Genomic DNA, 26,952 nt, shown 5'->3' on the forward strand with positions numbered 1-26,952 from the left:
CGCGTGATCATGCACGGGTTCGGCGACGTGCGCCCTGACCTGCCCAACCCCCTCGCGTGATCATGCACACTTTCGCGATCACGGCCTCTCACCTGCGGTGACGACGTTCGTGATCATGCGCGGTTCCGCCACGACGCCGCCTCATCCCTGAGAGAGGATGAGGCCACTCGTGGGCACCCCCGTACCAGCCGTGACCAGGACGTTCTGCACGCCCGCCACCTGATTGACCGCGGTTCCGCGGATCTGCCGTACGGCTTCCGCGATGCCGTTCATGCCGTGAATGTAGGCCTCGCCGAGTTGGCCGCCGTGCGGATTGACGGGAAGGTGGCCGTCGATCTCGATGCCGCCGTTCCGGATGAAGTCCTTCGCCTCACCGCGCTCGCAGAATCCGAGTTCTTCCAACTGGGTGAGAACAAATGGCGTGAAATGATCATAAATGATGGCCGTCTGGATTTCCGATGGAGAAAGTCCAGATTCCTTCCACAATTTGCGGCCGACAACGCCCATTTCCGGAAGACCGGTCATATCGTCTCGGTAATAACTCGTCATCATCATCTGTCCGGTGCCGGATCCCTGGGCGGCCGCCGTGATCACCGCGGGAGAGCGGCGCAGATCTCTGGCGCGCTCCTCCGTGGTCACCACCAGAGCCACCGCGCCGTCGCTCTCCTGGCAGCAGTCCAGCAAGTGCAGTGGGTCGACGATCCACTTCGACGCCTGATGATCGGCCAAGGTGATCGGACGCCCATGGAACCAGGCCGCCGGGTTCGTCGAGGCGTGCCGCCGCATGGCCACCGCCACGCGGCCGAAGTCTTCCGACGTGACACCGTATTGGTGCATATAGCGGCGCGCGAACATGGCGACCCATGCCGCGGGCGTTATCAACCCGTACGGCACATGCCAGCTCATTTCCAGCCCCTGAGACGACGGTTCGCCGCCGAGCCTCGTATTGGGCTGGCCGAAACGCCGGCCGGACCGTTCGTTGAACGCGCGATAACACACCACGACCTCGGCGACTCCGGTCGCGACCGCCATTGCGGCGTGCAGAACCGTGCCGCAGGCGGCGCCGCCGCCGTAATGCACTCTCGAGAAGAAGGACAAATCGCCGATACCCACTTCACGGGCGACGGCGATCTCGTCGTTGGCGTCCTGCGTGTAAGTGACCATGCCGTCCACATCGGACGGCGAGAGCCCCGCGTCGTCGAGCGCGGCGAACACCGCTTCGGCGGCGAGGTGCAACTCCGAGCGTCCGGACTCCTTGGAGAACTCCGTCGCGCCGATGCCCGCGACAGCCGTACGGCCGGACAGGGAGCTCATCGACTCACCCTCTCTGCATGATCACGAAACCGGTCGGTGCAGGTCAAAGACATTGATCGCGAAAGTGTGCATGATCACGGCCAGAGGGGTCGCAGCTCACCCGGCCTGATCACGAATCCGTGCATGATCACGCGCGGGGTGGGGGGAGGTCGGCGGGGGACTCTCCGAACCCGTGCATGATCACGGCAGAGGCGGTGACGTGAGGGCCGAGGCTGACCGAGCCTGTCACTTCGACGACCGCCTCGTTCTCCCCGACGGTCGCCACGGTTCCGGAGAAGGTCAGGGTGTCTCCCGCGTAGGCGGGGACGCCGAGCTTCACCTTGATTCCACGGAACCGGGCGTCGGGGCCGGCCCAGTCGCTGACGTACCGCTCGACCAGGCCCATCGTCGTCAGGATGTTCAGGAAGATGTCCTTCGACCCCTGCGCCTTGGCGATGGCGGGGTCGTGGTGGACCGGCGTGAAGTCCCTCGTCGCGAGTGCGGTCGAGATCACGACCGTGGGGGTCAGCTCGATCGTGAGAGGCGGCAGCACGCTTCCGGCGACGACCCGCATCACGCCTCCTCCGGGATCGGGGCCCACATCGGCAGGGTCAGTTCGTCGTCCATCTCCTGGTACGTCACCCGCACAGGCATGCCGACATAAACCTCTTCAATGGGGCATTGCACGATATTTCCGACCATCCGTACCCCTTCGGGGAGCTCCACCACGGCCACGACGAACGGGGGCTCCTGCCCGGGCACCGGCGGATGGTGGTGCACCACATAGCTGTAGACCGTGCCCGCACCGCTCGCCACGATGTGCGTCCGCTCGGCCGACCGGCACGACGGGCAGACGGGTCCCGGCGGATGCCTCAGCTCTCCACAGCCCCCGCACCTCTGGATCCGCAGTTCGCCGGCCTGCACGCCGTCCCAGAAGAAACGGGTGTCGTCGTTCACGGCCGGCCGGAGCGGGTACGGCTCCCGCTTCGCCTTCTCCGCCGGAACGACCGGCTGGAACTTCAGCAGCCGGAACATCATCTCGGCCACCGGCTCGTCCCCGGAGAACCAGGTGACGTTCCAGGTGACGAAGTAGCCCTCCCCGAGCGCGGTCCGCTTGGGCCCTACCATGTCCACCATGCGGGTGCTCGAGGTCAGCTCCTCGCCCGTCGAGAGATAGCGGTGGTAGGTGTGCTCGCAGTTCGTGGCCACGACGCCCTTGTATCCGGCCTCGTCGAGCGCGTCGAAGACGTCGTCCATCGGCCTCCGGAACTCCCTGGCCGGGTCACGGCTCAGTCCCTCCATCGACCACACCTGGATCATCACGGGAGGGGCCACCGCGTCTGGGCCGGCGTAGACGGGGTTGCGATCCCCCATCGCCTCGGTCCAGTGACTGATCATGACGTCGTTCACCGGGTGGGGGGCCGCCTGGCGGGGGCCCTCCCCCGCCGCGACCGCCTTGTCCGCGAGCGCCATGAGATGGTCCCGCAGTTCGGTCATCACGCCTCCTCGCTCCTTCGAAAACAGGCCCGCCGAGAACAGACCCGCCGAGAACAGGCCCGCCGGAAACAGGCCCGCCGGAAACAGACAGGGCTCATCGCGGCGGCTTGGGAAGCTGGAGACCGAGCATGGCGATGAGCTCGCGCTGCACCTCGTTGACGCCGCCCCCGAACGTGAGCACGATCGCGCCCTTGACGCCGCGGTCGACCCGCTCGATCAGGTCCTGCGTCTCCTCGTCCCCCGGATCGCCGAAGCGGGCCAGGGCGTCGCCCACGATCCGGCCCACGTCCTGCATGCGCTCGGAACCGTAGATCTTGGTGGCGGAGGCGTCGGGCGCACCCAGCCAGCCGAGATCCATGTTCGCGGCGACCTGCCAGTTGAGGAGTTCGTTCGTCCGGAAGTACGCGTAGACCTGGGCGAGCGCCCGCCGCACCGCCGGGTTGTCGTACAGGGGCCTGCCGTCTCTGCCCGGTTTGTTCTTCGCCCACGCCACGAACCTGACGTACGTGTGGGCGATGTTGCCGGCGGGCCCGAGGGTCACACGCTCGTGGTTGAGCTGGTTGACGATGAGGTCCCAGCCCTTGTTCTCCGTCCCGACGACCATGCTCGCCGGCACGCGGACGTCGGAGTAGTACGTCGAGTTCGTGTGGTGGCGGCCGTCCATCGTGACGATCGGCGTCCAGGAGAAGCCGGGGTCCGCGCAGTCCACGATCATCATGGTGATCCCGCGGTGCTTGCTCGCCGTCGGATCGGTGCGGGCGGCCAGCCAGATGTACTGCGCGTGGTGCGCCCCCGATGTGAAGATCTTCTGCCCGTTCACGACGTAGTCGTCGCCGTCCCTGACGGCCGTCGTGCGCAACGACGCGAGGTCCGTGCCCGCTCCCGGCTCGCTGTAGCCGATGGCGAAGTGGCAGTCGCCCGCGAGGATGCGCGGCAGGAAGAAGTTCTTCTGCTCGTCGGTGCCGTACTGCATCAGCGTCGGCCCCACGGTCTGCAGAGTGATGATCGGGTAGGGCACCTCGGCCCTGGCGATCTCGTTGGCGAAGATCTGCTGCTCCAGCGGCCCGTATCCGCCGCCGCCGTACTCCTTGGGCCAGCCGAGCCCGAGCTTGCCGTCCCGTCCCAGCCTGCGGCAGTGCTCCATGTACGCCTCGCCGAACGGGTCCTGGGCGAACTTCGCCCGGTCCTCCTCCGTGAGGCAGGCGGTGAAGTACTCCCTGAGCTCGTCTCGGAGCCGCCGCTGTTCCGGGTTCAGTTCGATGTACATCAGACCAGCGCTCCGATCAGGTCGAGCTGGGCCTCCGTGCCGCCGAGCAGGTGGGCGGCGTTCTTGCCCCAGGCGAAGTAGCGGTGCAGCGGATAGGTCACGTCGAGGCCGATGCCTCCGTGCAGGTGCTGGCAGGTGTACAGGGCCTCGAGGACGGGACCGGTCGTGTGGAAGGCGGCGATCGCCAGGTCCTCCGCCGCGGGCAGCCCCTCGGCCAGCCGCCAGACGCCCGACCACATGGCCACGTCGAGCGCCCTGCCCGCGATGTAGACGTCGGCGATCTGCATGGTCACGGCCTGGAACTCGGCCAGCGCCCGGTCGAACTGGCGGCGCGTGCGGATGTAGTCGGTCGTCAGCTTCAACGCGCCCGCCAGCACGCCGGACGCGGTCGCGGTGACGCCGGCGAGCGCGTGCAGCCTGAGCGACTCCCACGCCGCGCCGTCGGCCTCGCCGACCGCCTCTCCGGGAGCGCCGTCCATGGTGATCACCGCTCCCGCCTCGCCCGTCGCCAGCGTCACCTCCCGTACGGCCACGGCATCGGCTTCGACGAGGAAGAGGCCGACCCCCGCTCCCTCGACCTGCGCGGGGACGAGGATCCCCGATGCCGAGGCCGCGTGGGAGACGACACTCGCGCGTCCGGTGAGCCTGCCCCCGGCGGCCGTGGTCGCAGGCGGCTCGCCCGGATCTGCGCCCGGTTCCCTGAAGGCGAAGGTGAGCACCGCGTCCCCCTCGGCGAGCGGCGCTAGTGCCTCCTTCTGGGCGGCCGTGCCGTACCGGGAGACGGTCAGGGCGGCGACGAGGCTGGGCAGGACGGGGACGGGCGCGACCCGGGCGCCGGTCTCCCTGAGGATCACCGCCATCTCGACCGCGCCGAGTCCCGCGCCTCCGGCCTCCTCGGGAAGGCACACGCCGAGCAGGCCGGCCTGCGCCATCGCCTTCCACGTCTTCGCGTCGTACGGCAGGCCGCTCTTCTCGTGGGCCTCGATCCTCGCCTGTACGGCCTCCCGGTCGAGCACCTCGGACGCAAGCGTGCGCAGCTCTGCCTGGGTCTCGTCCACATTGAAGTCCACTGGCCCTCCAGAAGGGCGAACTCGGTCCGATTCCGTGTTGTCCTCCGGGGTGTCGCCGCCCGCCCCGGACCCGCCTCCTCGCACACCTGGCAGAACCGCAAACTAGAACACATTCTAATCTGTGTCCATAGGGCACCCCTCCGGTCGGGCCTGACACCCGCAGAAAACCCGAAAAGACATGGATGGAGCCCGGTATTTGTGACTGGTGAGTAACCACCGGGTCAGACCGGGAATCAGATAACGTGTTCCTATGCGTATCTCGCCTGTCGGCGCGGACGCCCCGGCGCCACGTTCTGAGGGGGCATCCGTCGTGGACAGCCATCCGATCTCTCCCACTCCGGCTCCGGGAGTGCGGACACGGAGTCAGCACCAAAGGCGCAAACGCATCGTCCAGGCGGCCGCCGCACTCGCCTCGCGGGGCGGCGTCGAGGCCATGCAGATGCGCACCGTCGCCGAGCGGGCGGGGGTCGCGCTCGGCACGCTCTACCGGTACTTCCCGTCCAAGATGGATCTCGTCGTCGCCGTGGTGGGCGAGGAGATCGACACGCTGGAGTCGAGCATCGAGCGCCGGCCGCCCAGTGCGGCCACGCCCGCCGGCCGGGCCGTCGACATCCTGATGCGGGCCACCCGCGGACTGATGCGCGAGCCGGAACTCGCCGACGCCCTGATCCGCTCACTGATCATGGCCGAGGTGGACATCCCGTTCGGCGACCGGATGGCCGGACTGCTGCTGCGCGTCGCGGGAAACGGCCTGACGGCCGAGGTCGCGACCGAGGAGCAGTTCGCGCTGGCCGGGTCATTGTCCGGCGTCTGGGTGCAGGAACTGCTCGAGATGCTCCGCGGCCGCCGGACCTACGAGCAGGTCCAGCGCAGGATCGAGATCGCCGCCGGACGCCTGTTCGCCGACTTCTGAGCCGGGACGGACCTCCGCCGCCGTCTTCCCCACGAGAGTAGAACGCGTTACATTTCGCTGGAACATTGTTCTGACGTGGCGGAGGTCTCGTGGGCAGCCCGGTGATCGTCGAAGCGGTGCGGACTCCGATCGGGAAGCGAGGCGGCCTGCTCGCGGGCGTCAAGCCGCAGGCCCTCCTCGCCGCCGCCATGAGGGGGCTCGTCGACCGGTCGGGCGTCGACCCCGCGGCCGTCGAGCAGGTGTTCGCCGGCTGCGTCACCCAGGCCGGCGAGCAGGGCGGCCACGTGGGCCGGCACGCCTGGCTCTACGCGGGCCTGCCGTACGGGGCGGGTGTCACGACGGTCGACGCGCAGTGCGGGTCGTCGCAGCAGGCCGTGCATCTGGTCGCGGCGCTGATCCAGGCGGGCGTCATGGACGTGGGCGTCGCGTGCGGCGTGGAGGTCATGAGCCGCCAGCCGCTCGGCAGCAACGTGCTGCCCGCCAAGCCCCGGCCTGACGACTGGTCGATCGACCTGCCCGACCAGTTCACCGCCGCCGAGCGGATCGCGGGCCGGCGCGGCCTCACCCGCGAGGACCTGGACGCCTTCGGCGCCCGCTCGCAGCAGCTGGCCGCCAAGGCGTGGGCCGACGGCAGGTTCGGCCGTGAGGTGCTCCCCGTGGCCGCTCCCGTCCTCGGCGAGGACGGGCAGCCGACGGGCGAGAGCCTTACGGTCGCCCGGGACCAGGGACTGCGGGAGACGACAGTGGAGGGGCTCGCCAGGCTGCGACCCGTCCTCGGCGAGAACGGCACGCACACGGCCGGCACGTCGTCACAGGTGTCCGACGGCGCCGCCGCCGTGCTCCTGATGAGCGAGGAGGCGGCCGCGCGGCACGGTCTGCGCCCCCGCGCCCGGATCCTCGCGCAGACGCTGGTCGGCTCCGAGCCGTACTACCACCTCGACGGGCCGGTCGACGCGACGGCGAAGGTGCTCGAACGGTCCGGGATGACGATCGGCGACCTCGACCTGTTCGAGGTGAACGAGGCGTTCGCGTCCATCGTGTTGTCGTGGGCGTCGGTCCACCGGCCCGACATGGAAAAGGTCAACGTGAACGGCGGCGCGATCGCGCTCGGGCACCCGGTCGGCGCGACGGGCGCACGGCTCATCACGACGGCGCTGCACGAGCTGGAGCGGTCGGACTCCTCGACCGCCCTCATCTCCATGTGCGCCGGCGGAGCCCTCTCCACCGCGACCATCCTGGAACGCGTCTGAGCCGGGAGGATCGGGCCCGGAGCCCGGCCCCGATTTCAGCCGCGCCGGATGAGCGGCAGAACCTCGCCGACCAGGTCGAGGGACTCGTCGACGTTGGACGCGACGAACGAAGAGTCGACGAGGAAGTGATCGATGCCGGTCGCCTCGGCCACGGTCTTGATGACGTCGGCGGTCTGCTGCGCCGAGACGCCCTGCATGATGTTGACGCGCATGATCGTGTCGATCGACGCCGGGTCGCGGCCGGCGTCACGGGCGAACCGGTCGACGACCCCCCGCTGCTCCCTCATCATGTCGATGTTCACGAAGTAGGGCACCATGCACAGGGGCAACCAGCCGTCGGCCCGCTCGCCGACGCGCCGGAGGGCGGCCTCGGCCGTGCCGCCGAGGTAGATCGGCGGGCGGGGCCGCTGCGCGGGCTTCAGCGGGCTGTGCTGCAGCGGCAGGTCGATCAGCTTGCCGTGGAACTCGGCCGGGTCCTGCGTCCAGAGCACCTCGAGCGCGTCCAGCAGCTCGTTCATCCGGGCGCCGCGGGTCGAGAACTCGTATCCGACGGCCTCGTACTCCTCCGGCGACCAGCCGATGCCGAAACCGGGGATGAGCCGGCCGCCGCTGATCAGGTCGATCGAGGTCAGCATGCGGGCCAGTTGCACCGGCGGATACACGGGGGCGATGAGCACGTGGGTGCCGAGCTTCACCCGCTCTGTCGCGGAGGCGGCCACGCCGAGGACGACGAAGGGGTCGGCCGCGGTGTTGTATTCGACCGGAATCGTGTTGCCCTGGCCGCCGGCACCGATCTTCGGGTTGACGGCGGCGAAGTTGCGGTCGCCCACCCAGAGGCTGTCCGCGCCCGCCTTCTCCGCCTCACGAGCGAAATAGGCCGTTCTGGCGATGTCGTGCGCCTGCTTGTGCAGGTGCGGAACAGCGAAACCGATCTTCATGGCGTCCCTCTGTCTGCCTCAGTGCCGAGGCCAACGAACGTACGCCATCGGCCTGGACGCCCTTTCATGAGGGCAGCTGACGAGCTCGCCCGCCGAACCCGAGGGATTCACCGGAGGTCGTGGGCGCGGTCGGGATCTCGGGGACGGCTTCGCGTCATACACTCTTAGACATCGGATGTCTAAGAGTCCACGCACGCGGGGACCGCCCCCGCTGACAGGGCTCCAAGGAGTGCATGGCGTGGCAGTCACCGACGCGGCGATCGACAGCATCAAGGACATGATCCTTTCGGGTGAGCTGGCCCCCGGGGACCGGCTGCCCAAGGAGGCCGACCTGGCCGAGCGCCTCGGCCTGTCCCGCAACTCGCTCCGCGAGGCCGTCCGGGCGCTCGCCCTCATAAACGTCCTCGACGTGCGGCAGGGCGACGGCACCTACGTCACGAGCCTGGAGCCTCACCTGCTGCTCGACGCGCTGTCGTTCGTGGTCGACTTCCACCTGGACGACACGGTCCTGCAGTTCTTCCAGGTGAGAAGGATCCTGGAGCCCGCGGCCACCGCGATGGCGGCGACCCGGATGGGCGCGGACGACATCGAGGACCTGCGCAAGATCCTCGACTCCCTCCCGGCCGAGCCGAGCGTCGAGCAGCTCGTGGCCAACGACCTCGAGTTCCACCAGCGGATCGCCGCCGGCTCGGGCAACGTCGTCCTGGCCTCGTTGATAGAGAGCCTGTCGGGGCCGACCACGCGGGCGCGGGTGTGGCGCGGTCTCACCCAGGAGGGCGCCCTGGGCAAGACCCGCGAGCAACACGTGGCGATCTACGAGGCGATCGCCGCCCACCAGCCCGACATCGCGATGGCCTGGGCGACCGTCCACGTCGCCGGAGTCGAGGAGTGGCTCCGCCAGGCCCTCTGATCACACGTTCAGCGGAAGCCGGTCCCTCAGGCCGCCTCGCTGGACCCAGGTCGGGTAGGTCTCGGGGATGCGGCTCACCTCGTCGAGCTCCGTGAGGTCGTCCGCGGTGAGTTCGAGGTCGACGGCGGCGAGGTTGTCCTCGAGCTGTCCGGGCCTGCGGACTCCGGCGACGGCGCAGGTGACCGACGGGCGCGCGAGCACCCAGGCGAGTGCGACCCTGGCGGCGCTCACCTCGTGCCTGGCGGCGACCGCCTTGAGCACGTCGATGACGTCGTAGGCGCGCTCCCGGTCGATCCGGGGGAACTCCGCGCGGCCCGCCTGCGCCTGACGCGAGGTCGGGTCGGACGCACCGCCGCGGTCGAACTTGCCGGACAGCCATCCCCCCGCCAGCGGGGCCCAGACCATCAGGCCCAGCCTCTCCTCCTCGATCACGGGGAGCAGCTCGTGTTCGAGCTCCCGCCCGACCAGGGAGTAGTACGCCTGCACCGAGACGAAGGCGGGCAGGTCGCGCAGCGCCGAAACGCCCAGCGCCTTGGCCACCTGCCAGGCGGCGAAGTTCGAACATCCTACGTATCGGATCTTGCCCTGCCGTACGGCGTCGTCCAGCGCTCTCAGCGTGTCCTCGATCGGCGTGTGCGGATCGACGCTGTGGAGCTGGTACAGGTCGATGTGGTCGGTCTGGAGCCTGCGCAGGCTGTCCTCGAGAGCCCGGGCGACGCGGAGCCGCGACAGCCCGACGTCGTTGGGACCCGGGCCCATGCGGGCGGCCAGCTTCGTCGCCAGGACGACGCCGTCGCGACGGCCCTTGAGCACCTGACCGAGCTGCGACTCCGACTCGCCGGCCGAGTAGACGTCGGCGGTGTCGATGAAGTTCACACCGGCGTCCAGCGCGATGCCGACGATCCGGTCGGCCTCCTCGACGGGCAGGCCGCCCACCGCCTGGTAGACCGGGTGGTCGGCGCCTCCGAACGACATCGCCCCGAGGCAGATTTCCGATACGAACACACCCGTACGACCCAGCATGCGATATTTCACAGTTTCTCCTGTTTGTGGGGATTCACTTGCAGGCTATGAAGGGCAGCCCGGACAATCCATACGAGAAAGTCCGATTTATCTGAGCGATCGTCCGGAGTCACCCGTGGATGCGCTGTCCCACGTCCTGTCCCTGCTGAACGTCGAGAGCGCCGCGCCCTCCCGCTTCGAGGTGGGAGGCCCGTGGGCGCTGAGATTCCCGGGCGGCTACCGGCACGCCAAGTTCGGCGTCGTGCTGACCGGCTCCTGCTGGATCTCGCCGCAGGACGCCGAGCCCGCACAACTGCGGCAGGGAGACTGCTGGATGGTCACCAGCGGCGGGCCGTACGTCATGTCCAGCGACCTCGCGACCAGGGCCGTCGACGCCGTGCCGGTGTTCCTGGCCGCCGAGAGCCTCGACTGCGTCCGGTACGGGGACGCGGACGTCGACACCGTCCTCGTCGGCGGAGCCCTCACCTTCGACGACGGCAACGCCAGGCTGCTGCTCGACGTGCTGCCCCCGCTGGTGCACGTCCCCGCCTCATCCGATCAGGCGGAGGCCCTGCACATGGCGATGCGGCTGCTCAACCAGGAGACGGCCGCGCCCTCGCTCGGCTCCGCCTTCATGACCGATCGCATCGTCCACATGGTGTTCGTACAGGCCCTGCGCACCTACGCCGCCACGATGGCGGCCGACGGCGGGTCGCCGGGCGGCTGGCTCAGCGCCCTGCTCGATCCCCAGATCGGCGGCGCGCTGCGGCTGATGCACGAGGACGCCGCACGCAAGTGGACGGTCGGCGACCTCGCCACCTCCGTGGGCATGTCGCGGTCGACGTTCGCGGAGAAGTTCAAGACCGCCGTCGGCGCCACCCCGCTCGACTACCTCATGCGCTGGCGCATGCACGCGGCCGGGCGGGAGTTGCGCGACACCGACCGGACCGTGCACGCGATAGCCGGAAACTGGGGGTACGGCTCGGAGAGCTCCTTTAGCAACGCGTTCAAACGGGTCATGGGCGCCTCGCCCCGGACCTACCGGAGGAGGGACGCGTCCAGGTCGTCGGTGTCGGGCAGCCCGTACCACTCCTGAGCGGTGGCGCCGAAGACCTGCGCGCGCTCCGCCTCGGACAGGCCCGACGCGAGCTCCGCCGCCAGCTCGACCACCTGCGCGTACGACGCGGCGAGCTCGCACACCGGCCAGTCGGAGCCGAACATCACCCGGTCGGGGCCGAACGAGTCCAGGACGCGGTCGGCGTACGGCGCGAACTGCGGGGTCTCCCAGTCGGTCCACGACGCCTCGGTCACCAGCCCGGAGAGCTTGCACGCGACGTTCGGCAGCTTGGCCAGCTCGTCGAGCCCGCTCGCCCACGGCTCGAGCTCGCCGGACGCGATCGGCGGCTTGGCCGCGTGGTCGAGCACGAAACGCAGGTCGGGCAGCTCGCGCGCCACCGACAGGGCAGCCGGGATCTGCGGCACGAGCACCAGCAGGTCGTAGGCCAGGCCGGCCGCGGCGGCCGCGCGCAGCCCCGCGCGGACGTCGGGACGGGCGATCCACTCGGGGTCGGCCTCGTCCTGCACCTGGTGCCTGAGGCCGACGAGCAGTTCTCCCCCCGCCGCGGCGCGCAGCCGCTCCACCTGGCCGGTGACGTCGGCGGTGAGGTCGGCCCATCCGACGACCCCGGCGATCAGGCCGTCCGACCGGCCCGCGGTGCCCAGGAACTCCACCGTCTCGTCGATGTCGGAGACGGTCTGCACGAGAACCGTCCCGTTCACCCCGGCGGCGGACGTCTCACGCCTGAGGTCCTCCAGCCCGTACGGCTTGCGCACCGGTGCGAGGGCGTCGCCCGTCATCCAGGGATACGAGCGGCGGGAGGGGTCCCAGAGGTGGTGGTGCGCGTCGATCACGTCACGTCTCCTTGTCGTCGTCCGTGCATGATCACGAACTGCCTCGCTCCGGGTCAAGGGGGTCGTACGGGGTCACACGGGTAGTACGGGGTCACACGGGTCGTACAGGTTCACACGGGTCGTACGGGGTCACACGGCGAGGAGCTCGGCCCAGAGGTCCTCGGGGACGACGCGATCGGTCAGGGCCATGTTCTGCTCGACCTCCTCGGCCGAGCGCATGCCCACGATGACCGAGGCAACCGCGGGATGCCTGAGCGGGAACGCCAGAGCCGCCTGGGGCAGGGTGACGCCGTGCCGCTCGCACACCCTGGCCATCTCCCTGGCCCGCTCCAGCAGGTCCGCGGGGGCGGGCGCGTAGTCGTAGGTGCCGCGGGGGTCGTGGGTGGCCAGCAGTCCGCTGTTGAACACTCCCCCGACGAAGACGGTCACCCCGCGATCCAGGCACAGCGGCAGGAGTTCCTCCTCGCCCGACCGGTCGAGCAGGGAGTAGCGCCCGGCGAGCAGCACCACGTCGATGTCGGTCTCCCTGACGAGGTCGCAGAGCATCCGCGTCTGGTTCATCCCGGCGCCGATCGCCTTGACGACGCCCTGGGCGCGCAACTCGGCCAGCGCGGGATACGCCTCGGAGAGGGCTTCCTTGGAGTGGGCGTCCGGGTCGTGGATGAGGGCGATGTCGACCGAGTCGAGCCCGAGCCGCTCGAGGGACTCCTCCAGCGAGCGCCGCACGCCGTCGCGGGAGAAGTCCCAGACGCGCCTGTGGGTGGCGGGCACGTCGAAGCCCTGGTCGTCGCGCCCGCCGCCCGTGCTCGGCTCGAGCAGCCGGCCGACCTTCGTGGAGACGACGTACTCCTCCCGCGGCCGGCCGCGCAGTGCGGCGCCGATCCGCCGCTCGGACAGCCCCAGGCCGTAATGAGGAGCGGTGTCGAAGTAGCGGATGCCGGCGTCCCACGCCGCGTCGATCGCGGCGGCCGCCTCATCGTCCGGGAGGGCCGAGTAGAGGTTGCCGATCGGCGCGGAGCCGAATCCGTAGGGGGTGACGTTCATGGAAGCTCCCACACCATGCGAAGGCCGGTCGCCTCCTGGTCGAAGTCGGCGTCGAGCAGCAGGTTGATCCGTGCCTGCCACGCCTGGTCGGCGGGGCTGTCGCGAAGGAACCGCTGGAGGCTCGCGTAGTCGTCGACCTCGACGTAGTGGAACAGGTCGAGACCGTCACGCCAGATCCGCCAGGTGTGCACGCCGCCCTCTCGCAGGGCGGCGTCCAGATCCTCCGGGATCACCGCGTGGACCCTCTCGTACTCCTCGACGGCATCCGCCTTGAGCCGGGTGCGCAGAGCGAGCCTCTGCATGGGCGAACTCCCTGTCAGCTTGATCTGTATCGATCTGTCAGTTCGATCGGGGCCGGAGGCGCAGGCCCTGCATGCCACCGTCGACGGCGATCGCCGTCCCGGTGGTGGCGGAGCTGAGCGGACTGGCCAGGTGGGCGATGGCGTGCGCGATCTCCTGAGCGGTCACGAGCCGGCCCATCGGCTGGCGCTGCTCCAGCGCGGCGCGCTCGGCCGTCGGGTCGGACGCGGCGTCGAGCAGCCGGCCCACCCACGGGGTGTCCGCCGTGCCCGGGTTGACACAGTTGACCCGGATGCCGTCTTCGATGTGATCTGCCGCCATCGCGAGGGTCAACGATAGTACGGCGCCCTTGCTGGCGCTGTAGAGCGCGCGGTTCGGCAGCCCCGCGGTCGCGGCGATGGAGCACGTGTTGACGATGGCCGCGTGGCTCGACCGCCGCAGGTACGGCAGGGCCGCCCTGGCCACCCGGACCATGCCGACGACGTTGATGTCCAGGACCCGCAGCCACTCGTCGTCGGGGTTGTCCGCGATCGTGCCCGCGGCCCCGATCCCGGCGTTGTTGACGACGATGTCGAGCCCGCCGAAGTGCTCCGCCGCCGCCGCGACGGCCGCACGGACGGAGGCGTCGTCGGTGACGTCGGCCTTGAGCCCGAGGAACGGCTCACCCGGCGGGTTGACGTCGAGGCAGGCCACGCGGGCCCCCCGCTCGGCCAGGAGGGTGGCCGTGGCGAGGCCGATTCCCGAGCCGCCTCCCGTTACGAGTGCGGAAAGTCCATCGAATTCGGTGCTCATCGGTCACATTCCTGACGTGGGGTGGGCTGCGCTGCTCATGCGGATCTCCAGACGGGCCCGTCGGGGAAGGAGTACGCCGCGATCGACTCGGGCCGCATGGTGGCGCTGAAGCCGGGGACGAGCGGTGCCCGGTAGGCGCCGTTCTCGATCACCACGGGCGTCACGAAGTGCTCGTGCAGGTGATCGACGTATTCGATGACGCGGTCGTCCATGGATCCGCTGACCGCGACGTAGTCGAACATCGACAGGTGCTGGACCAGCTCGCACAGCCCCACGCCGCCGGCGTGCGGGCAGACCGGCACGCCGAACTTGGCCGCGAGCAGGAGGATCGCGATGTTCTCGTTCACCCCGCCGACGCGGGCGGCGTCCAGCTGGAGATAGGACAGGGCTTCGGCCTGCAGCAGCTGCTTGAAGATCACCCGGTTCTGGACGTGCTCGCCCGTCGCGACCTTGATGGGCGCGATCTCACGGGCGATGGCGGCGTGGCCGAGCACGTCGTCGGGGCTCGTGGGCTCCTCCACCCACCACGGGTGGAACTCGGCCAGCGCGCCCACCCAGGCGACGGCCGCGCCGACGTCCCACCTCTGGTTGGCGTCGACGGCGATCCGGAAATCGGGGCCGCAGACCTCGCGGGCGATCCGCATGCGGCGGACGTCGTCGTCGAGGTCGGCGCCGACCTTCAGCTTGATCTGCGTGAAGCCGTCCTGGATGGCCTCCTTGCACAGGCGGCGCAGCTTGTCGTCGCTGTAGCCGAGCCAGCCGGGCGACGTGGTGTAGGCGGGGTAACCGCTCGCCTTGAGCCGCTCGATGCGCTCGGCGCGCCCCGGCTCGGCGGCGCGGAGGATGGCCAGAGCCTCCTCACGCGTGAGGGCGTCGGAGAGGTAGCGGAAGTCGACGAGGTCGACGATCTCCTCGGGCGACATCTCGCTCAGCAGCAGCCAGAGCGGCTTGCCCTCCCGCTTGGACTTGAGGTCCCACAGGGCGTTGACGACCGCGGAGATCGCCATGTGCATGACGCCCTTCTCCGGGCCCAGCCAGCGCAGCTGCGAGTCGCCCACCATGTCCCGGTACAGCGCGCCGATGTCATCGACGCTCCGGCCGACGACGTACGGCTCCAGCGCCTTGATGGCGGCGGTCTGGATGTCGTTGCCGCGGCCGATCGTGAAGGCGAACCCGTGTCCTTCGTCGTCGCCGTCACGCAACACGACGTAGGCCGCCGAGTAGTCGGGATCGGGATTCATCGCGTCCGAGCCGTCGAGCTCCCTCGAGGTCGGGAAACGGATGTCGTGGGTCTCCATCGCCGTGATCACGGAGGACCCCCGTGCGACGACCTGCTCGGCCGTCATGCCTGGCCGACCGGCTGGCGCTGGCGTCCCAGACCGTCGATCTCGAGCTCCATGACGTCGCCCTCCCGCAGGTACGGGTGGTCGGGCATGCCGAGGGCGACCCCCGCCGGCGTACCGGTGTTGATCACGTCGCCGGGCTCGAGGACCATGAACCAGCTGAGGTAGCGGATGACCTCGGCCACCCCGAAGATCATGTCCTTGCTGTCGCCGTCCTGGCGGAGCTCGCCGTTCACCCACAGCCGCATGCCCAGGCTCTGGGGGTCGGCGACCTCGTCGGCCGTCACCAGCCACGGGCCGAGCGGGTTGAAGGTCTCGCACGACTTGCCCTTGTCCCACTGGCCGCCCCGCTCGAGCTGGAACTCCCGCTCGGAGACGTCATTGGAGATCGCGTAACCGGCGATCGCGGCGAGGGCGTCCTCGTGGGATTCGAGGTAACGTGCGGTCTTGCCGATCACGACGGCGAGCTCGACCTCCCAGTCGGTCTTGACGCTCTTCCTCGGGACCAGCACCTCGTCGAAAGGTCCGACGACTGTGTTGGGCGCCTTCATGAAGACGACGGGCTCCTCGGGGATGGCGGCGCCGGATTCCGCGGCGTGGTCGCGGAAGTTGAGGCCGATGCACACGACCTTCTCCGGCCGGGCGACCGGCGCCCCGATCCGCAGACCCTCGGTGTCGACCACGGGCAGGTCGCCTCCGGCGAGTGCGGCGCGGACCCGATCAAGGCCACCACCGGCCAGGAACCGCCCGTCGATGTCGGCCCCCTCGAGGACGCCGGTCAGGTCGCGGACACGGCCTTCGCCGTCCAGCACGGCCGGACGCTCCTCACCCATGGCACCAACGCGGAGCAGCTTCACAAGGGGCCCCCATACATCCGATGTTTTCTCAAGGAGAAGATTTCCGGACGGCCGACGCCGATGTCAAGTGCGAGGCGGCACACACCTCCGATGACCTGCGGCTGCCGACGCTTCATGTCACCCCGCGGCCACCCCGGCCACACCTTGACGTACGATCTGGAGCCGTAATAGAACACGTTTCAGTAAGAGGTTCGCAGGCGGCTGGTATAAACGATCTTCCAGTCCCCGGCCTCACCCTCGACACTAGGTGGTCCCATGGATATCAACCTCGTCGACCAGGACCACTACTCGAGCAAAGGGGCGCCGCACGACCAGTACCGCTGGCTGCGCGCGAACGCTCCGGTCTTCCGGCACGAGGGGGACGCCGAGCGTAACTGGCCCGGATTCTGGGCGCTCACCAAGCATGAGGACGTCGTGCACGTCTCCCGGCACTCCGAGCTCTTCTCCTCCGCGGCGAAGCTCGCCCTGTTCGACGAGATGCCCGAAGAGCAGCGCGAGCTCCAGCGCATGATGATGCTCAACCAGGACCCGCCGGAGCACACCCGGCGGCGCTCGCTGGTCAACCGCGGATTCACCCCCCGCGCGATCAGCAAGCTCGAGGATCACATCAGGGAGATCTGTCACCAGCTCGTTGACGAGGCGAGGGACAAGCCCGAAGCCGACTTCGTCAGGGACTTCGCGGCCCCGCTCCCCCTCTACGTGATCTGCGAGCTCCTCGGGGCGCCGATCGAGGACCGGGACAAGATCTTCGAGTGGTCCAACCGCATGATCGGCGCCCAGGACCCCGACTACGCCGCCGAGGCTGACGAGAGCCAGACCGCCGCCATGGAGGTCTACTCGTACGCCAACGAACTGGCCGCGGCCCGCAAGGACGACCCGCAGGACGACATCGTCACCAAGCTCCTCCTGCCGGCGGAGAACGGCGAGACGCTGAGCGTCGACGAGTTCGACCTGTTCGTGCTGCTTCTGGTCGTGGCGGGCAACGAGACCACCCGGAACGCGGCGTCCGGCGGCATGCTCGCGCTCTTCGAGAACCCCGAGCAGTGGACGAGGCTGGTCGAGAACCGTGATCTGGCGGGGCCCGCCGCCGACGAGATCGTCCGTTGGGTGTCCCCGGTCAACCTCTTCCGGCGGACGGCCACGACGAACACGGTCGTCCGCGGCCAGGAGATCGCCGAGGGCGACAAGGTCGTCGTCTTCTACACCTCGGCCAACCGGGACGAGGACGTGTTCGAGGCGCCGGACGTCTTCGACATCGGCCGGACCCCCAACCCCCAGATCGGCTTCGGCGGCGGCGGCGCCCACTTCTGCCTGGGCAACCACCTGGCCAAGCTGGAACTGAGGGTGCTCTTCGAGGTCCTGTCGGAGCGGATTCCCACCCTTCAGCAGTCCGGCGAGGCCACCCGCCTCCGGTCCAGCTTCATCAACGGCATCAAGACCCTCCCCGTCACCCTCTGACCCCCCGGGCCCTCCCCTTGGCGTGATCATGTAAGTGCAGGTCCCCCCTTGGCGTGATCATGTAAGTGCAGGTCCCCCCTGGTGTGATCATGCACAAGTTCGCGGAGACACTGCCCGACCTGCGCCACCCCTTGGTGTGATCATGCACAGGTTCGGCCGCATGCCGTACGACCTGGCCTTTCACCGTCCGTGATCATGCATAGATTCGGAGAGACCCCCTCCCACCAGCGCCAACGCCTGTCGTGATCATGCAGGCGGCCGGGCTTGTCCACAGCCACGCCTGATATCCACAGCCGGGCGGACCTGCCAACGGCTGGGCCTGCGAAGTCCCATGCTGTGCGGTCATGGATCTCATCACGACGGCGGCCGCCAGGGCGCGCGGAATCGACAAGGACGAGCTCACCAGGCTCGTCGACACCGGCGAGATTCATCGGCTCGCACTCGGGGCCTATTACGCCGGCGACCATCCGCATGCCCTGGCCGTACGAGCGCAGATCATCGCCGCCGTCAGCGGGCCGACGGCGATCATCTGCCGCCGCACGGCCGCGTGGTTGTGGGGCCTCGACGTGCTTCCGCCGGGGAAGACGAGCCACGACTGGCCGGTGGAGCTCCTCGTCGCCGCAGGAGAAAGGACGCGACCTCGGCGGCCCGGCTGCCGCGGCCACGAGGCCGAGATCACTTCCGCGGACATCACGCTCCTCGGCGGTGTGGCGATCACCACTCAAGAACGTACGGCTCTCGACTGTGCGCGATTCCTGCCGCGCCTTGAGGCCGTCGCGGCACTCGACCAGTTCCTCCGGCGGCGCGTCGAGATCGAGAGCCTGCAGACCCGGGCCCTCGCGCTCGCCGGCCGGCGCAACGCGAAGAGGCTCCGAGAGGTCCTGCAACTGGGCGACGCGGGCGCGCAGGCCCCCAGCGAGAGCTGGACGCGTGTGCTGATCGTCGATGCCGGCCTGCCGCGACCCGAGACGCAGATTCACGTCATCCTGCCGTCGGGCGCGGAGGTGTTCGTGGACATGGGGTACCCGAACCAACTGGTCGGGGTCGAGTACGACGGGGAGAAATACCACAGCAGCGCCGAGGACCTGGCGCACGACGCGTGGCGACGTGCGCAGCTTCGGGAGTGCGGCTGGGAGCTCGTCATCGTTCGCAAGTCAGACGTTCTCGGACGGCCCGCCGACTATCTCGAGGACTTGACCGGGAAACTCCTCTCCAGAGGATGGCGGCCGTCCACCGAGCAGATGACGTTCGTCCTCACGCGACTGCGCATGCTGCGCAACCGTGAGGCGCGATTTCGCCTCTATGCCGCGTGACGCCTTAACCCTCTACCGTGCGCCATGTCCGACAGTGCGTGCATGATCACGACAGAGGTTTCCCCAGGTGGCGAGGCACGCTCCCGAATCCGTGCATGATCACGAACGAGGAAAGACCAGGTCGTACGGCACGCGGCCGAGCCTGTGCATGATCACGCCAGGGGGGTGCCCACGTCAGCCCGCCTCCCCGCGAACCCGTGCATGATCACGCCAAGCGTCGGCCCACGTCGTACGGCATGCGGCCGAACCTGTGCATGATCACGGCCAGGAGGAGTCGTGATCTGGGTCGTGGCCGTCCGCGAGCAGACGCAGATCGGCCTCGACCATCATCGCGACGAGTTCCTCAAACGACACGGTCGGCTCCCAGCCGAGCTGGGTCCTGGCCTTCTTCGGATCGGCGCACAGCAGGTCGACCTCCGCCGGCCGGTGCAGGTTCTGGTCGCACACGACGTGCTGCTCCCAGTCCAGCCCGGCGGCCGTGAACGCGGCCTCCACCAGTTCCCGTACGGACCTCGTCCGCCCGGTGCCGATCACGTAGTCCTCGGGGTCCCCCGCGCCCAGCATGAGGTGCATGGCCCGGACGTAATCCCCCGCGTATCCCCAGTCGCGCCGCGCCTCCAGGTTGCCCAGGCGCAGCTCGGTGGCGAGGCCGAGCTTGATCCGCGCCACTCCGAGGGTCACCTTTCTGGTGACGAACTCGGCGCCGCGGCGGGGCGACTCGTGATTGAAGAGGATGCCCGACACGGCGAACATCCCGTACGACTCGCGGTAGTTCTGAGTCAGGAAGTGCCCGTACGCCTTGGCGACGCCGTACGGGGAGCGGGGGTGGAAGGGGGTGCTCTCGGTCTGCGGCGTCTCCCTGACCTGCCCGAACATTTCAGACGAAGAAGCCTGATAAAAGCGGATCTGTCCGGCGGCCGAGCCGCGCGACGCCGTTATCCCCGAACACACCCGGATGGCCTCGAGCATGCGGAGCACTCCCATGCCGGTCACCTCGGCCGTGAGCTCAGCCTGCTCCCAGGACATCGGGACGAACGAGATCGCGCCCAGGTTGTAGACCTCGTCGGGTCGCACCTTCTCGACGGCCGAGATCAGCGAACCCTGGTCGAGCAGGTCGCCCCGGACGAGTTGCACATCCTGGAGGAGCTTCCGTACGCGCGACACGCGGGGGTTGGCCTGGCCGCGGACGAGGCCCCACACGTCGTAACCCTCACTGAGCAGGTGCTCGGCGAGATATGAGCCGTCCTGACCGGTGATGCCGGTTACAAGCGCGCGCTTGGCCAACGGTCCTCCTCGCTGTGCCCGACCAACCCGATGAGGGCTATAAGAGGCGAATGTACCGCCCTGCCCGCCTCAGGATGCCATCGTGATCGACCATTAGATAGAACGTGTTACACCGAATGCCATTCGGGTAAGCTAACTTCGCAGTTCCGGCATGGTGCAGGCAACCCTAGGAACAATTCCACCCGAGCTGTCCTATCTAAGGTCAAATGGTAGGGTTCGGTGCCAGCCCCTTGAGGGCACAGCGGGAAAGAGGTGCCCTTTGGCCGAACGGCTGCGAGTCGCGCTGCTGTCCTATCGCAGCAAGCCCACCTGCGGCGGTCAGGGGGTGTATCTCCGCCACATCAGCCGTGAACTGGTCGCCCTCGGTCACCACGTCGAGGTCTTCTCCGGCCAGCCGTACCCCGAGCTGGATGAGGGCGTGATCCTCAACAAGGTCCCGAGCCTCGACCTCTACAACGACGACGACCCGTTCCGGACGCCGAAGCTGCGCGAGTACCGCGACTGGATCGACGTCCTGGAGGTCGCCACCATGTGGACGGCCGGCTTCCCCGAGCCGCTGACCTTCAGCCTTCGCGCGCGCCGAGAGCTCGAGAAGCGCCAGGGCGACTTCGACGTCGTGCAGGACAACCAGACGCTCGGGTACGGCGTGCTCGGGATCAAGAAGCTCTTCCCCGTCGTCGGCACGATCCACCACCCGATCAGCGTCGACCGCCGGATCGAGCTCAAGGCGGCGAAGGGCTGGAAGAAGCTCTCCATGCGCCGCTGGTACGGGTTCGTGCGCATGCAGAGCATCGTCGCCCCACGGCTGAGCCCGATCCTGACCGTCAGCGAGTCGTCGCTGGCCGACATCCACCGCGACTTCGGCGTCCCCGAGGACAACATGCGGCTGATCCCCCTCGGGGTCGACACCCGCTTCTTCCACCCCAGGCCGGAGCTGCCCAAGCGGCCGGGGTCGATCGTGGCCGTGGCGAGCGCCGACTCGCCGATGAAGGGCGTCGCGACGCTGCTGCGGGCGACCGCGAAGCTCGCCACCGAGCGCGACGTGCACCTCACCGTGGTGAGCAAGCCGACGCCCGGCGGGCCCACGGAGAAACTCATCGCGGAGCTCTCGCTGAACGAGCACGTCACGTTCGTGCACGGCATCTCGGACGAGGCGCTCGCGGAGCTGATCGCCACGTCGGAGGTGTCGGTCGTCCCCTCGCTGTACGAGGGCTTCTCGCTGCCCGCCGTCGAGCACATGGCCTCCGGAACCCCGCTGGTCGCCTCCCGGACGGGCGCCCTTCCCGAGGTCGTCGGCGACGCCGCGATCCAGGTCGAGCCGGGTGACCCCGAGGAGCTGGCCGCGGTCCTGCTCCGCCTGCTGGACTCCCCGGAGGAGCGCGAGGCGGTGGGCCGCAAGGGCTACGAGCGGGTCATGGAACGCTACGCCTGGCCCGTCGTCGCCCGGCGCACGGTCGAGGCCTACCGCGAGGCCATCGCGGCGCGTACGGCTCACACCAGTTGACCTTCGCCCTTCCCCAGGCCGCCGACCACCGGATCGTCCGTGCGGCGGCCGACAGACATTGCGATACGAAAGGTGACGCGAGTGCTGACCGTCGACTTCGACCGTCTGCCCGTCGGACCGGGTGACCGCGTTCTCGACCTCGGCGCCGGCGCGGGCCGGCACGCGTTCGAGGTGCTGCGCAGAGGCGCCGACGTGGTCGCCTTCGACATGGACGCCGCCGAACTCGAAGGCGTGGCCGCGATGTTCGCGGCGATGGACAAGGAAGGGCAGATCCCCCCGGGGGCCACCGGCGAGACGGTCGTCGGCGACGCGCTCGGCATGCCCTTCCCCGACGCGTCGTTCGACCGCGTCATCGCCGCCGAGATCCTCGAGCACATCCCCGACGACATGGCCGCGATGCGGGAGATCGTCCGGGTGCTCAAGCCGGGCGGCCAGGCCGCCATCACGGTCCCGAACTTCATCCCCGAGCGCATCTGCTGGGCCCTCTCCGAGGACTACCACACGGCGCCTGGCGGACATATCCGGATTTATACGTTGGCCGAGCTTCAGGCCAAGCTGAAGGCCTCCGGCCTGGAGGTCGGGCCCCACCATCACGCCCACGGGCTGCATTCGCCGTACTGGTGGATCAAATGCGCGGTCGGCGTGAACAACGACGGCCACCCGCTGGCCAAGGCCTACCACGAGCTCCTGGTGTGGGACATCATGAAGCGCCCCGCCGCCACCCGGATCGCGGAAGCCCTGCTCAACCCTCTGATCGGGAAGAGTGTGGTGGTCTACGTCCGGAAGCCCGCATGACGGCGGCGCCGTCCGTACCCGGAGTCATCACCGCCGAGCAGGTGGTCCAGACGGCGCGGAGCATCGCCGCGATCCAGGACGCCACCGGTGGCATCCCCTGGCCTGAGGGCCACGTCGACGCCTGGAACCACATCGAGTGCCTGATGGCCCTCACCGTGGCCGGGCTGCGCGACGAGGCGCGCCGCGGCTTCGACTGGCTCGTACGGCACCAGCGTCCGGACGGCTCCTGGCCGATGAAGCTCGTCGGTGACGAGGCGGTCGAGGCCGGCGGGGAGTCCAATCACGCGGCCTACGTCGCCGTGGGCGTCTGGCACGATCTGCTCGTTACCGGCGACATGGACTTCGCCCGGTCGATGTGGCCCGTGGTCGCCAGGGCCCTCGACTTCGTCGTGGACCTGCAGACCACCCGGGGCGAGATCGTGTGGGAGCGGAACGTCGCCGGCGAGCCCGCCGCCTACGCCCTGCTCACCGGCTCCTCATCCGTTCACCAGGGGCTCCGCTGCGGTGTGCTGCTCGCCGAACGGCTGGGTGACCCGCAACCCGACTGGGAGCTCGCGGCCGACCGCCTCGGGCACGCGCTCACGGCGCATCCGGAGGCGTTCGCGGACAAGAGCCGCTTCTCGATGGACTGGTACTACCCGATCCTGGGCGGCGCCGTCCGGGGCGCCCAGGCGGCGCAGCGGCTCGACCTGGAGTGGGACACGTTCGTCGTCCCCGGGCTCGGCGCGCGCTGCGTGTCCGACCAGCCGTGGGTGACCGGCGCCGAGTCGTGCGAGCTGGTCATGACCCTCGACGCGCTCGGAGACGACGAGCGGGCGCTGGCGGTGTTCGCGGACATGCAGCACCTGCGGCACGAGGACGGGTCCTACTGGACCGGCTGGCAGTTCGTGAACGGCAAGCACTTCCCGCACGAGCGGTCGGGCTACACGGCGGCCGCGGTGATCCTCGCGGCCGACGCCCTCTCGCGGACCACTCCCGGCTCCGGAGTCTTCCGCGACGCGGGAGGCCAGCAGGTGCGGATCACGGGCGAGTGCGGATGCGAGCGCGCCCACGCCTGATCACGTACGGTGGTGCCGCAGGTCACCAGACGTGCGCGCGATCCCGCGCATGATCACGTACGGCGGCGCCGCAGGTCATCGGCGCCGCACGCGAATCCGTGCATGATCACGCCAAGGGGGTGGTGCGTTCGAGGACCCGGAGGGAGCCCTCCACTCTGGTCTCCTTGAAGGCTCCTGAGGCGAGCGCACGCAAATAGACCTGGTACGGGGCCTGGCCGCCCATGGCCGGGTCCGGGTAGATGTCGTGGAACACCAGGACTCCGCCCACCATGACGTGAGGGGCCCACCCCTCGTAGTCCCTCGTGACCGGTTCCTCCGAGTGGCCGCCGTCGATGAAGAGCACCGCCAGCGGCGTGTTCCAGAATCGGGCGACCACCGCCGACGCGCCCACGATCGCGACGACCTCGTCCTCCAGTCCGGCCTCCGCGATGGTGCGCCGGAAGAACGGCAGTGAGTCCATCTTCCCGAAGCGCGGGTCCATCAGGTCGGCGTCGTGGTGCTCCCAGCCCGGCTGGATCTCCTCGGAGCCCCGATGGTGGTCGACGGTGAACACCACCGAGCCCGCCTCGCGCGCACCCGCGCCCAGGTAGACGGCCGACTTGCCGCAGTAGCTGCCGATCTCGCAGATCGGGCCGAGGGAGCCGTACCGGGCGGCGACGTCGAACAGCGCCAGCCCCTCGGCGGGCGGCATGAACCCCCTCGCCTCCTCGGCCAGGCGGCGGAGATCGTCGGGCATCGTGACGGCCATGCGCTGTCCCTCTGTGCGGCTCTGTACGGCCTGTGTGACCGCTCTGTGTGACTCTGTACGGCCTGTGTGGCCGCTCTGTGTGACTCTGTACGGCTCGCGGCGGACGGCTGCTCCACCGCCGCGCTGGAACCCTACCGACCCCCGCCCGACCACCGCACACTCACCCGAACAACATTCCACTCGCCCCTTGTCCACCCTGCTGTAACGTGTTCTACTTTGCAGCGTGACCCAGCCCAGCGTGAACCGCCGTGCAGGCATCGCGATGGACGACGAGGAGGTCGCCGGGTTCCTGCGCGACGCGCGCAAGCTCCAGCTCGCCACGATCAACGGCGACGGCACACCCCACCTCGTCACCATGTTCTACGGCCTGAGCGACGGAAAGATCACCTTCTGGACGTACCGCAAGGCGCAGAAGGCGCGGAACATCGACCGGGACCCCCGAGTCACCTGCCTCGTCGAGTCCGGCGACGACTACTTCGAGCTGCGCGGCGTCATGATCTACGGCACGGCCCGTCTCATCGACGACCCGGAAGAGGTCCTCGATGTCGGGATGGACGTCACACGGCGGATGACGGGCATGGCCGCCCCCGGCGAGCCGGACGGCGCGGCTTCCCCCAACGGCTCGGACGCGGCCGCGGACGGCCAGTTGCGCGAGTACGTGGCACACACCGCCCGCAAGCGGATCGCCTACGTGGTCGAGCCCTCGCGCGTGGTCTCGTGGGATCACCGCAAGCTGCCCGGCGCTAGCGTTGGATGAGCGCGATCTCACCGGCCGTGGGGACCTCGGGGGAACGACACGGTCTCGGCCGCCGGATTGAGAGTGCGGACGAGCCCCGCCGTACGAAGGAGAGCCGGACATGAAGATCAAGGTCGACTATCTGGTCTGCGAAGCGAACGCCGTGTGCATGGGCCTGGCGCCCGAGGTGTTCGAGGTCGACGACGACGACCAGTTGCACGTCCTGCTGCCGGAGCCGCCCGCGGAGATGCTCGACCGGGTACGGCACGCGGTCCGGTCCTGCCCCAAAGCCGCCTTGTCCCTCGAAGACTCATAAGTCGCTCGAAGACTCATAACTCGAAGACGAGTAACCCCCCAGGAGGTCCAATGCGCGGCGCTCTCTTGCACGCGGTCGGCGACGACAAGCTCGACATCCGTGACGACTTCACCCTCACCCCCGTCGGGCCGACCGACGTGCGGGTGAAGATCAAGGCGACGGGTGTCTGCCACTCCGACCTCTCCGTCCTGACCGGCGTCCTGCCCATGCCGCTGCCGGTGATCCCCGGCCACGAGGGCGCGGGCGAGGTCGTCGAGGTCGGGGCCAACGTGACCTCCGTCCAGCCGGGGGACCACGTCATCATCAACTGGACCCCGGCCTGCGGGGACTGCCCCAACTGCATCGTCGGCCAGCCCAACCTCTGCACGACCTACGTCATGAAGAGCTTCATGGAGGCCAGGTTCGTCTACGGCGGGCAGACGCCGGCCTTCGGCATGGCGGGCTGCGGCACCTGGGCCGAGGAGATCGTCGTCCCGTGGCAGGGCGCCATCAAGGTGGACCCCGAGGTCCCCTACGAGGCCGCCGCGCTCATCGGCTGCGGCATCACCACCGGCGTCGGCGCCGTCATCAACACGGCGAAGGTACGGCCGGGATCGACGGTCGCGGTCGTCGGCTGCGGCGGCGTGGGCCTGTCCGTGATCCAGGGAGCCCGGGTGTCGGGGGCGACGACGATCCTCGCCATCGACCCGCTCGAGTCCAAGCACGAACTGGCCAAGAAGGTCGGGGCCACGCACGCGTGCACGCCCGACCAGCTCATGGACGCGATCGGCACGCTGACCGGCGGCCAGGGCTTCGACTACGGCTTCGAGGTCGTCGGCAAGTCCGCCGCGATCATGACCGCCTGGCAGGCCACGCGGCGCGGCGGCGACGTCATCGTCGTGGGCGCGGGCGCGATGGACGACCAGGTGCCGCTGACCGCCTTCGGGCTGCTGTTCGAGGGCAAGAACATCCTCAGCTCGCTCTACGGCGGCGCGGACGTCCGCAGGGACTTCCCGTTCTTCGCGAACCTCTACAAGGCCGGCAAGCTCGACCTCGAGAGCATGATCAGCTCGCGGATCCGGCTGGCCGACCTCAACGACGCGGTCGCGGCCCTCAGGGGCGGCGAGGTGCTCCGCCAGATCGTCATGTTCGACTGAGCCCCGCGTGACGCGCCGCACTCCGGCGCGTCCGCGGCGTTCATGAGAAACGGCTCCGATCCGGGCCCCAGATGCACCCGGACCGGAGCCGTTTCTCACTCCGTCATGTCCTTTCCGAGGTCACACCTCGGTCCACCGGGACTCGTCGGCCGCGCTTTTCTCGACGGCGGCGAGGACCTGCTGGACGCGCAGGCCGTCGGCGAATGAGGGGGTGGGA

General features: G+C 69.1%; 27 protein-coding genes. 12 read left to right on the plus strand and 15 right to left on the minus strand.

What is annotated here, in order from left to right; all coding sequences use genetic code 11:
- Window positions 1-141: 141 nt before the first annotated feature.
- From Pka01_RS38820 to Pka01_RS38840, 5 genes are all read right to left on the minus strand, one after another.
- A complete protein-coding gene (locus tag Pka01_RS38820; RefSeq protein WP_203888009.1) occupies window positions 142-1,314 on the minus strand; it encodes a lipid-transfer protein in 1,173 nt (390 codons plus the stop codon).
- Window positions 1,315-1,441: 127 nt separating this feature from the next.
- Window positions 1,442-1,867: a MaoC/PaaZ C-terminal domain-containing protein gene (locus Pka01_RS38825; RefSeq protein WP_203888010.1), complete on the minus strand. Its 426-nt coding sequence runs from the start codon at window positions 1,865-1,867 to the stop codon at window positions 1,442-1,444.
- On the minus strand, window positions 1,867-2,790 hold the full coding sequence (locus Pka01_RS38830) for a bifunctional MaoC family dehydratase N-terminal/OB-fold nucleic acid binding domain-containing protein (RefSeq protein ID WP_203888011.1): 924 nt from the start codon (window positions 2,788-2,790) through the stop codon (window positions 1,867-1,869). Before Pka01_RS38830 ends, Pka01_RS38825 begins: the two co-directional genes overlap by 1 nt.
- A 94-nt stretch (window positions 2,791-2,884) precedes the next feature.
- Window positions 2,885-4,057: an acyl-CoA dehydrogenase family protein gene (locus Pka01_RS38835; RefSeq protein ID WP_203888012.1), complete on the minus strand. Its 1,173-nt coding sequence runs from the start codon at window positions 4,055-4,057 to the stop codon at window positions 2,885-2,887.
- Window positions 4,057-5,127 (minus strand): acyl-CoA dehydrogenase family protein, encoded by a 1,071-nt coding sequence (locus Pka01_RS38840; RefSeq protein ID WP_203888013.1) that lies wholly within the window; start codon window positions 5,125-5,127, stop codon window positions 4,057-4,059. Before Pka01_RS38840 ends, Pka01_RS38835 begins: the two co-directional genes overlap by 1 nt.
- Before the next feature lie 250 nt (window positions 5,128-5,377).
- Here Pka01_RS38840 and Pka01_RS38845 point away from each other — a divergent pair, with 250 nt between their 5' ends.
- Window positions 5,378-6,040 carry a TetR family transcriptional regulator gene (locus tag Pka01_RS38845; RefSeq protein ID WP_373318245.1) on the plus strand — a complete coding sequence of 221 codons (663 nt, stop codon included), beginning with the start codon at window positions 5,378-5,380 and terminating at the stop codon, window positions 6,038-6,040.
- Between the two features lie 89 nt (window positions 6,041-6,129).
- Window positions 6,130-7,290, plus strand: a complete 1,161-nt coding sequence (locus Pka01_RS38850) for a steroid 3-ketoacyl-CoA thiolase (RefSeq protein WP_203888014.1) — start codon at window positions 6,130-6,132, stop codon at window positions 7,288-7,290.
- Window positions 7,291-7,325: 35 nt separating this feature from the next.
- Here the strand turns inward: Pka01_RS38850 and Pka01_RS38855 are convergent, their stop codons facing one another.
- Window positions 7,326-8,228, minus strand: coding sequence for a TIGR03619 family F420-dependent LLM class oxidoreductase (locus tag Pka01_RS38855; RefSeq protein WP_203888015.1), 903 nt, complete (start codon window positions 8,226-8,228; stop codon window positions 7,326-7,328).
- Between the two features lie 238 nt (window positions 8,229-8,466).
- Here Pka01_RS38855 and Pka01_RS38860 point away from each other — a divergent pair, with 238 nt between their 5' ends.
- Window positions 8,467-9,138 carry a FadR/GntR family transcriptional regulator gene (locus Pka01_RS38860; RefSeq protein WP_203888016.1) on the plus strand — a complete coding sequence of 224 codons (672 nt, stop codon included), beginning with the start codon at window positions 8,467-8,469 and terminating at the stop codon, window positions 9,136-9,138.
- Here the strand turns inward: Pka01_RS38860 and Pka01_RS38865 are convergent, their stop codons facing one another.
- On the minus strand, window positions 9,139-10,173 hold the full coding sequence (locus tag Pka01_RS38865) for an aldo/keto reductase (protein WP_203888017.1): 1,035 nt from the start codon (window positions 10,171-10,173) through the stop codon (window positions 9,139-9,141).
- Window positions 10,174-10,276: 103 nt separating this feature from the next.
- Between Pka01_RS38865 and Pka01_RS38870 the strand changes: the two genes are divergently transcribed.
- On the plus strand, window positions 10,277-11,236 hold the full coding sequence (locus tag Pka01_RS38870; protein WP_203888018.1) for an AraC family transcriptional regulator: 960 nt from the start codon (window positions 10,277-10,279) through the stop codon (window positions 11,234-11,236).
- On the opposite strand, the gene Pka01_RS38875 is transcribed toward Pka01_RS38870, so the two are convergent.
- The 6 genes from Pka01_RS38875 to Pka01_RS38900 all read right to left on the minus strand — a co-directional run bounded on the left by Pka01_RS38875 (window position 11,179) and on the right by Pka01_RS38900 (window position 16,363).
- Window positions 11,179-12,051, minus strand: a complete 873-nt coding sequence (locus Pka01_RS38875; protein WP_203888019.1) for an amidohydrolase family protein — start codon at window positions 12,049-12,051, stop codon at window positions 11,179-11,181. The two genes, Pka01_RS38870 and Pka01_RS38875, sit on opposite strands and share 58 nt — an antisense overlap.
- 129 nt (window positions 12,052-12,180) lie before the next feature.
- Window positions 12,181-13,095, minus strand: coding sequence for an aldo/keto reductase (locus Pka01_RS38880; protein ID WP_203888020.1), 915 nt, complete (start codon window positions 13,093-13,095; stop codon window positions 12,181-12,183).
- Window positions 13,092-13,397: an L-rhamnose mutarotase gene (locus Pka01_RS38885; protein WP_239116251.1), complete on the minus strand. Its 306-nt coding sequence runs from the start codon at window positions 13,395-13,397 to the stop codon at window positions 13,092-13,094. The genes Pka01_RS38880 and Pka01_RS38885 overlap by 4 nt, the downstream gene beginning before the upstream one ends.
- Window positions 13,398-13,434: 37 nt before the next feature.
- Entirely contained in the window at window positions 13,435-14,187 is a 753-nt protein-coding gene (locus Pka01_RS38890; RefSeq protein ID WP_203888021.1) for an SDR family NAD(P)-dependent oxidoreductase, read from the minus strand.
- Between the two features lie 35 nt (window positions 14,188-14,222).
- A complete protein-coding gene (locus Pka01_RS38895; protein WP_203888022.1) occupies window positions 14,223-15,533 on the minus strand; it encodes an L-fuconate dehydratase in 1,311 nt (436 codons plus the stop codon).
- Complete coding sequence (locus Pka01_RS38900) at window positions 15,530-16,363, minus strand: fumarylacetoacetate hydrolase family protein (protein ID WP_275414543.1); 834 nt, start codon at window positions 16,361-16,363, stop codon at window positions 15,530-15,532. Before Pka01_RS38900 ends, Pka01_RS38895 begins: the two co-directional genes overlap by 4 nt.
- A gap of 279 nt (window positions 16,364-16,642) precedes the next feature.
- On the opposite strand from Pka01_RS38900, the gene Pka01_RS38905 reads away from it, so the two are divergent.
- Together Pka01_RS38905 and Pka01_RS38910 are read left to right on the plus strand one after the other, a co-directional pair.
- Window positions 16,643-17,845, plus strand: coding sequence for a cytochrome P450 (locus Pka01_RS38905; protein WP_203888024.1), 1,203 nt, complete (start codon window positions 16,643-16,645; stop codon window positions 17,843-17,845).
- A gap of 344 nt (window positions 17,846-18,189) precedes the next feature.
- Window positions 18,190-19,158 carry a type IV toxin-antitoxin system AbiEi family antitoxin gene (locus Pka01_RS38910; protein ID WP_203888025.1) on the plus strand — a complete coding sequence of 323 codons (969 nt, stop codon included), beginning with the start codon at window positions 18,190-18,192 and terminating at the stop codon, window positions 19,156-19,158.
- Between the two features lie 258 nt (window positions 19,159-19,416).
- Here the strand turns inward: Pka01_RS38910 and Pka01_RS38915 are convergent, their stop codons facing one another.
- Window positions 19,417-20,442, minus strand: a complete 1,026-nt coding sequence (locus Pka01_RS38915) for a GDP-mannose 4,6-dehydratase (protein WP_203888026.1) — start codon at window positions 20,440-20,442, stop codon at window positions 19,417-19,419.
- 259 nt (window positions 20,443-20,701) lie between these two features.
- Between Pka01_RS38915 and Pka01_RS38920 the strand changes: the two genes are divergently transcribed.
- The 3 genes from Pka01_RS38920 (at window position 20,702) to Pka01_RS38930 (ending at window position 23,799) form a co-directional block, all read left to right on the plus strand.
- Window positions 20,702-21,946 carry a glycosyltransferase family 4 protein gene (locus tag Pka01_RS38920; protein ID WP_239116254.1) on the plus strand — a complete coding sequence of 415 codons (1,245 nt, stop codon included), beginning with the start codon at window positions 20,702-20,704 and terminating at the stop codon, window positions 21,944-21,946.
- 81 nt (window positions 21,947-22,027) lie between these two features.
- Window positions 22,028-22,741 carry a class I SAM-dependent methyltransferase gene (locus Pka01_RS38925; RefSeq protein WP_203888028.1) on the plus strand — a complete coding sequence of 238 codons (714 nt, stop codon included), beginning with the start codon at window positions 22,028-22,030 and terminating at the stop codon, window positions 22,739-22,741.
- Window positions 22,738-23,799, plus strand: a complete 1,062-nt coding sequence (locus Pka01_RS38930; protein ID WP_203888029.1) for a prenyltransferase/squalene oxidase repeat-containing protein — start codon at window positions 22,738-22,740, stop codon at window positions 23,797-23,799. Before Pka01_RS38925 ends, Pka01_RS38930 begins: the two co-directional genes overlap by 4 nt.
- A gap of 106 nt (window positions 23,800-23,905) precedes the next feature.
- Here the strand turns inward: Pka01_RS38930 and Pka01_RS38935 are convergent, their stop codons facing one another.
- Window positions 23,906-24,547 (minus strand): class I SAM-dependent methyltransferase, encoded by a 642-nt coding sequence (locus Pka01_RS38935; protein ID WP_203888030.1) that lies wholly within the window; start codon window positions 24,545-24,547, stop codon window positions 23,906-23,908.
- Window positions 24,548-24,770: 223 nt separating this feature from the next.
- Between Pka01_RS38935 and Pka01_RS38940 the strand changes: the two genes are divergently transcribed.
- The 3 genes from Pka01_RS38940 to Pka01_RS38950 all read left to right on the plus strand — a co-directional run bounded on the left by Pka01_RS38940 (window position 24,771) and on the right by Pka01_RS38950 (window position 26,735).
- Window positions 24,771-25,304, plus strand: coding sequence for a pyridoxamine 5'-phosphate oxidase family protein (locus tag Pka01_RS38940; RefSeq protein ID WP_239116258.1), 534 nt, complete (start codon window positions 24,771-24,773; stop codon window positions 25,302-25,304).
- A gap of 100 nt (window positions 25,305-25,404) precedes the next feature.
- Window positions 25,405-25,599 (plus strand): ferredoxin, encoded by a 195-nt coding sequence (locus tag Pka01_RS38945; protein ID WP_203888031.1) that lies wholly within the window; start codon window positions 25,405-25,407, stop codon window positions 25,597-25,599.
- 50 nt (window positions 25,600-25,649) lie between these two features.
- Window positions 25,650-26,735: an alcohol dehydrogenase catalytic domain-containing protein gene (locus Pka01_RS38950; RefSeq protein WP_203888032.1), complete on the plus strand. Its 1,086-nt coding sequence runs from the start codon at window positions 25,650-25,652 to the stop codon at window positions 26,733-26,735.
- Window positions 26,736-26,952: the final 217 nt, after the last annotated feature.

This window comes from Planotetraspora kaengkrachanensis, from assembly GCF_016862895.1.
In the GTDB taxonomy this organism is placed as follows: Bacteria; Actinomycetota; Actinomycetes; order Streptosporangiales; family Streptosporangiaceae; genus Planotetraspora; species Planotetraspora kaengkrachanensis.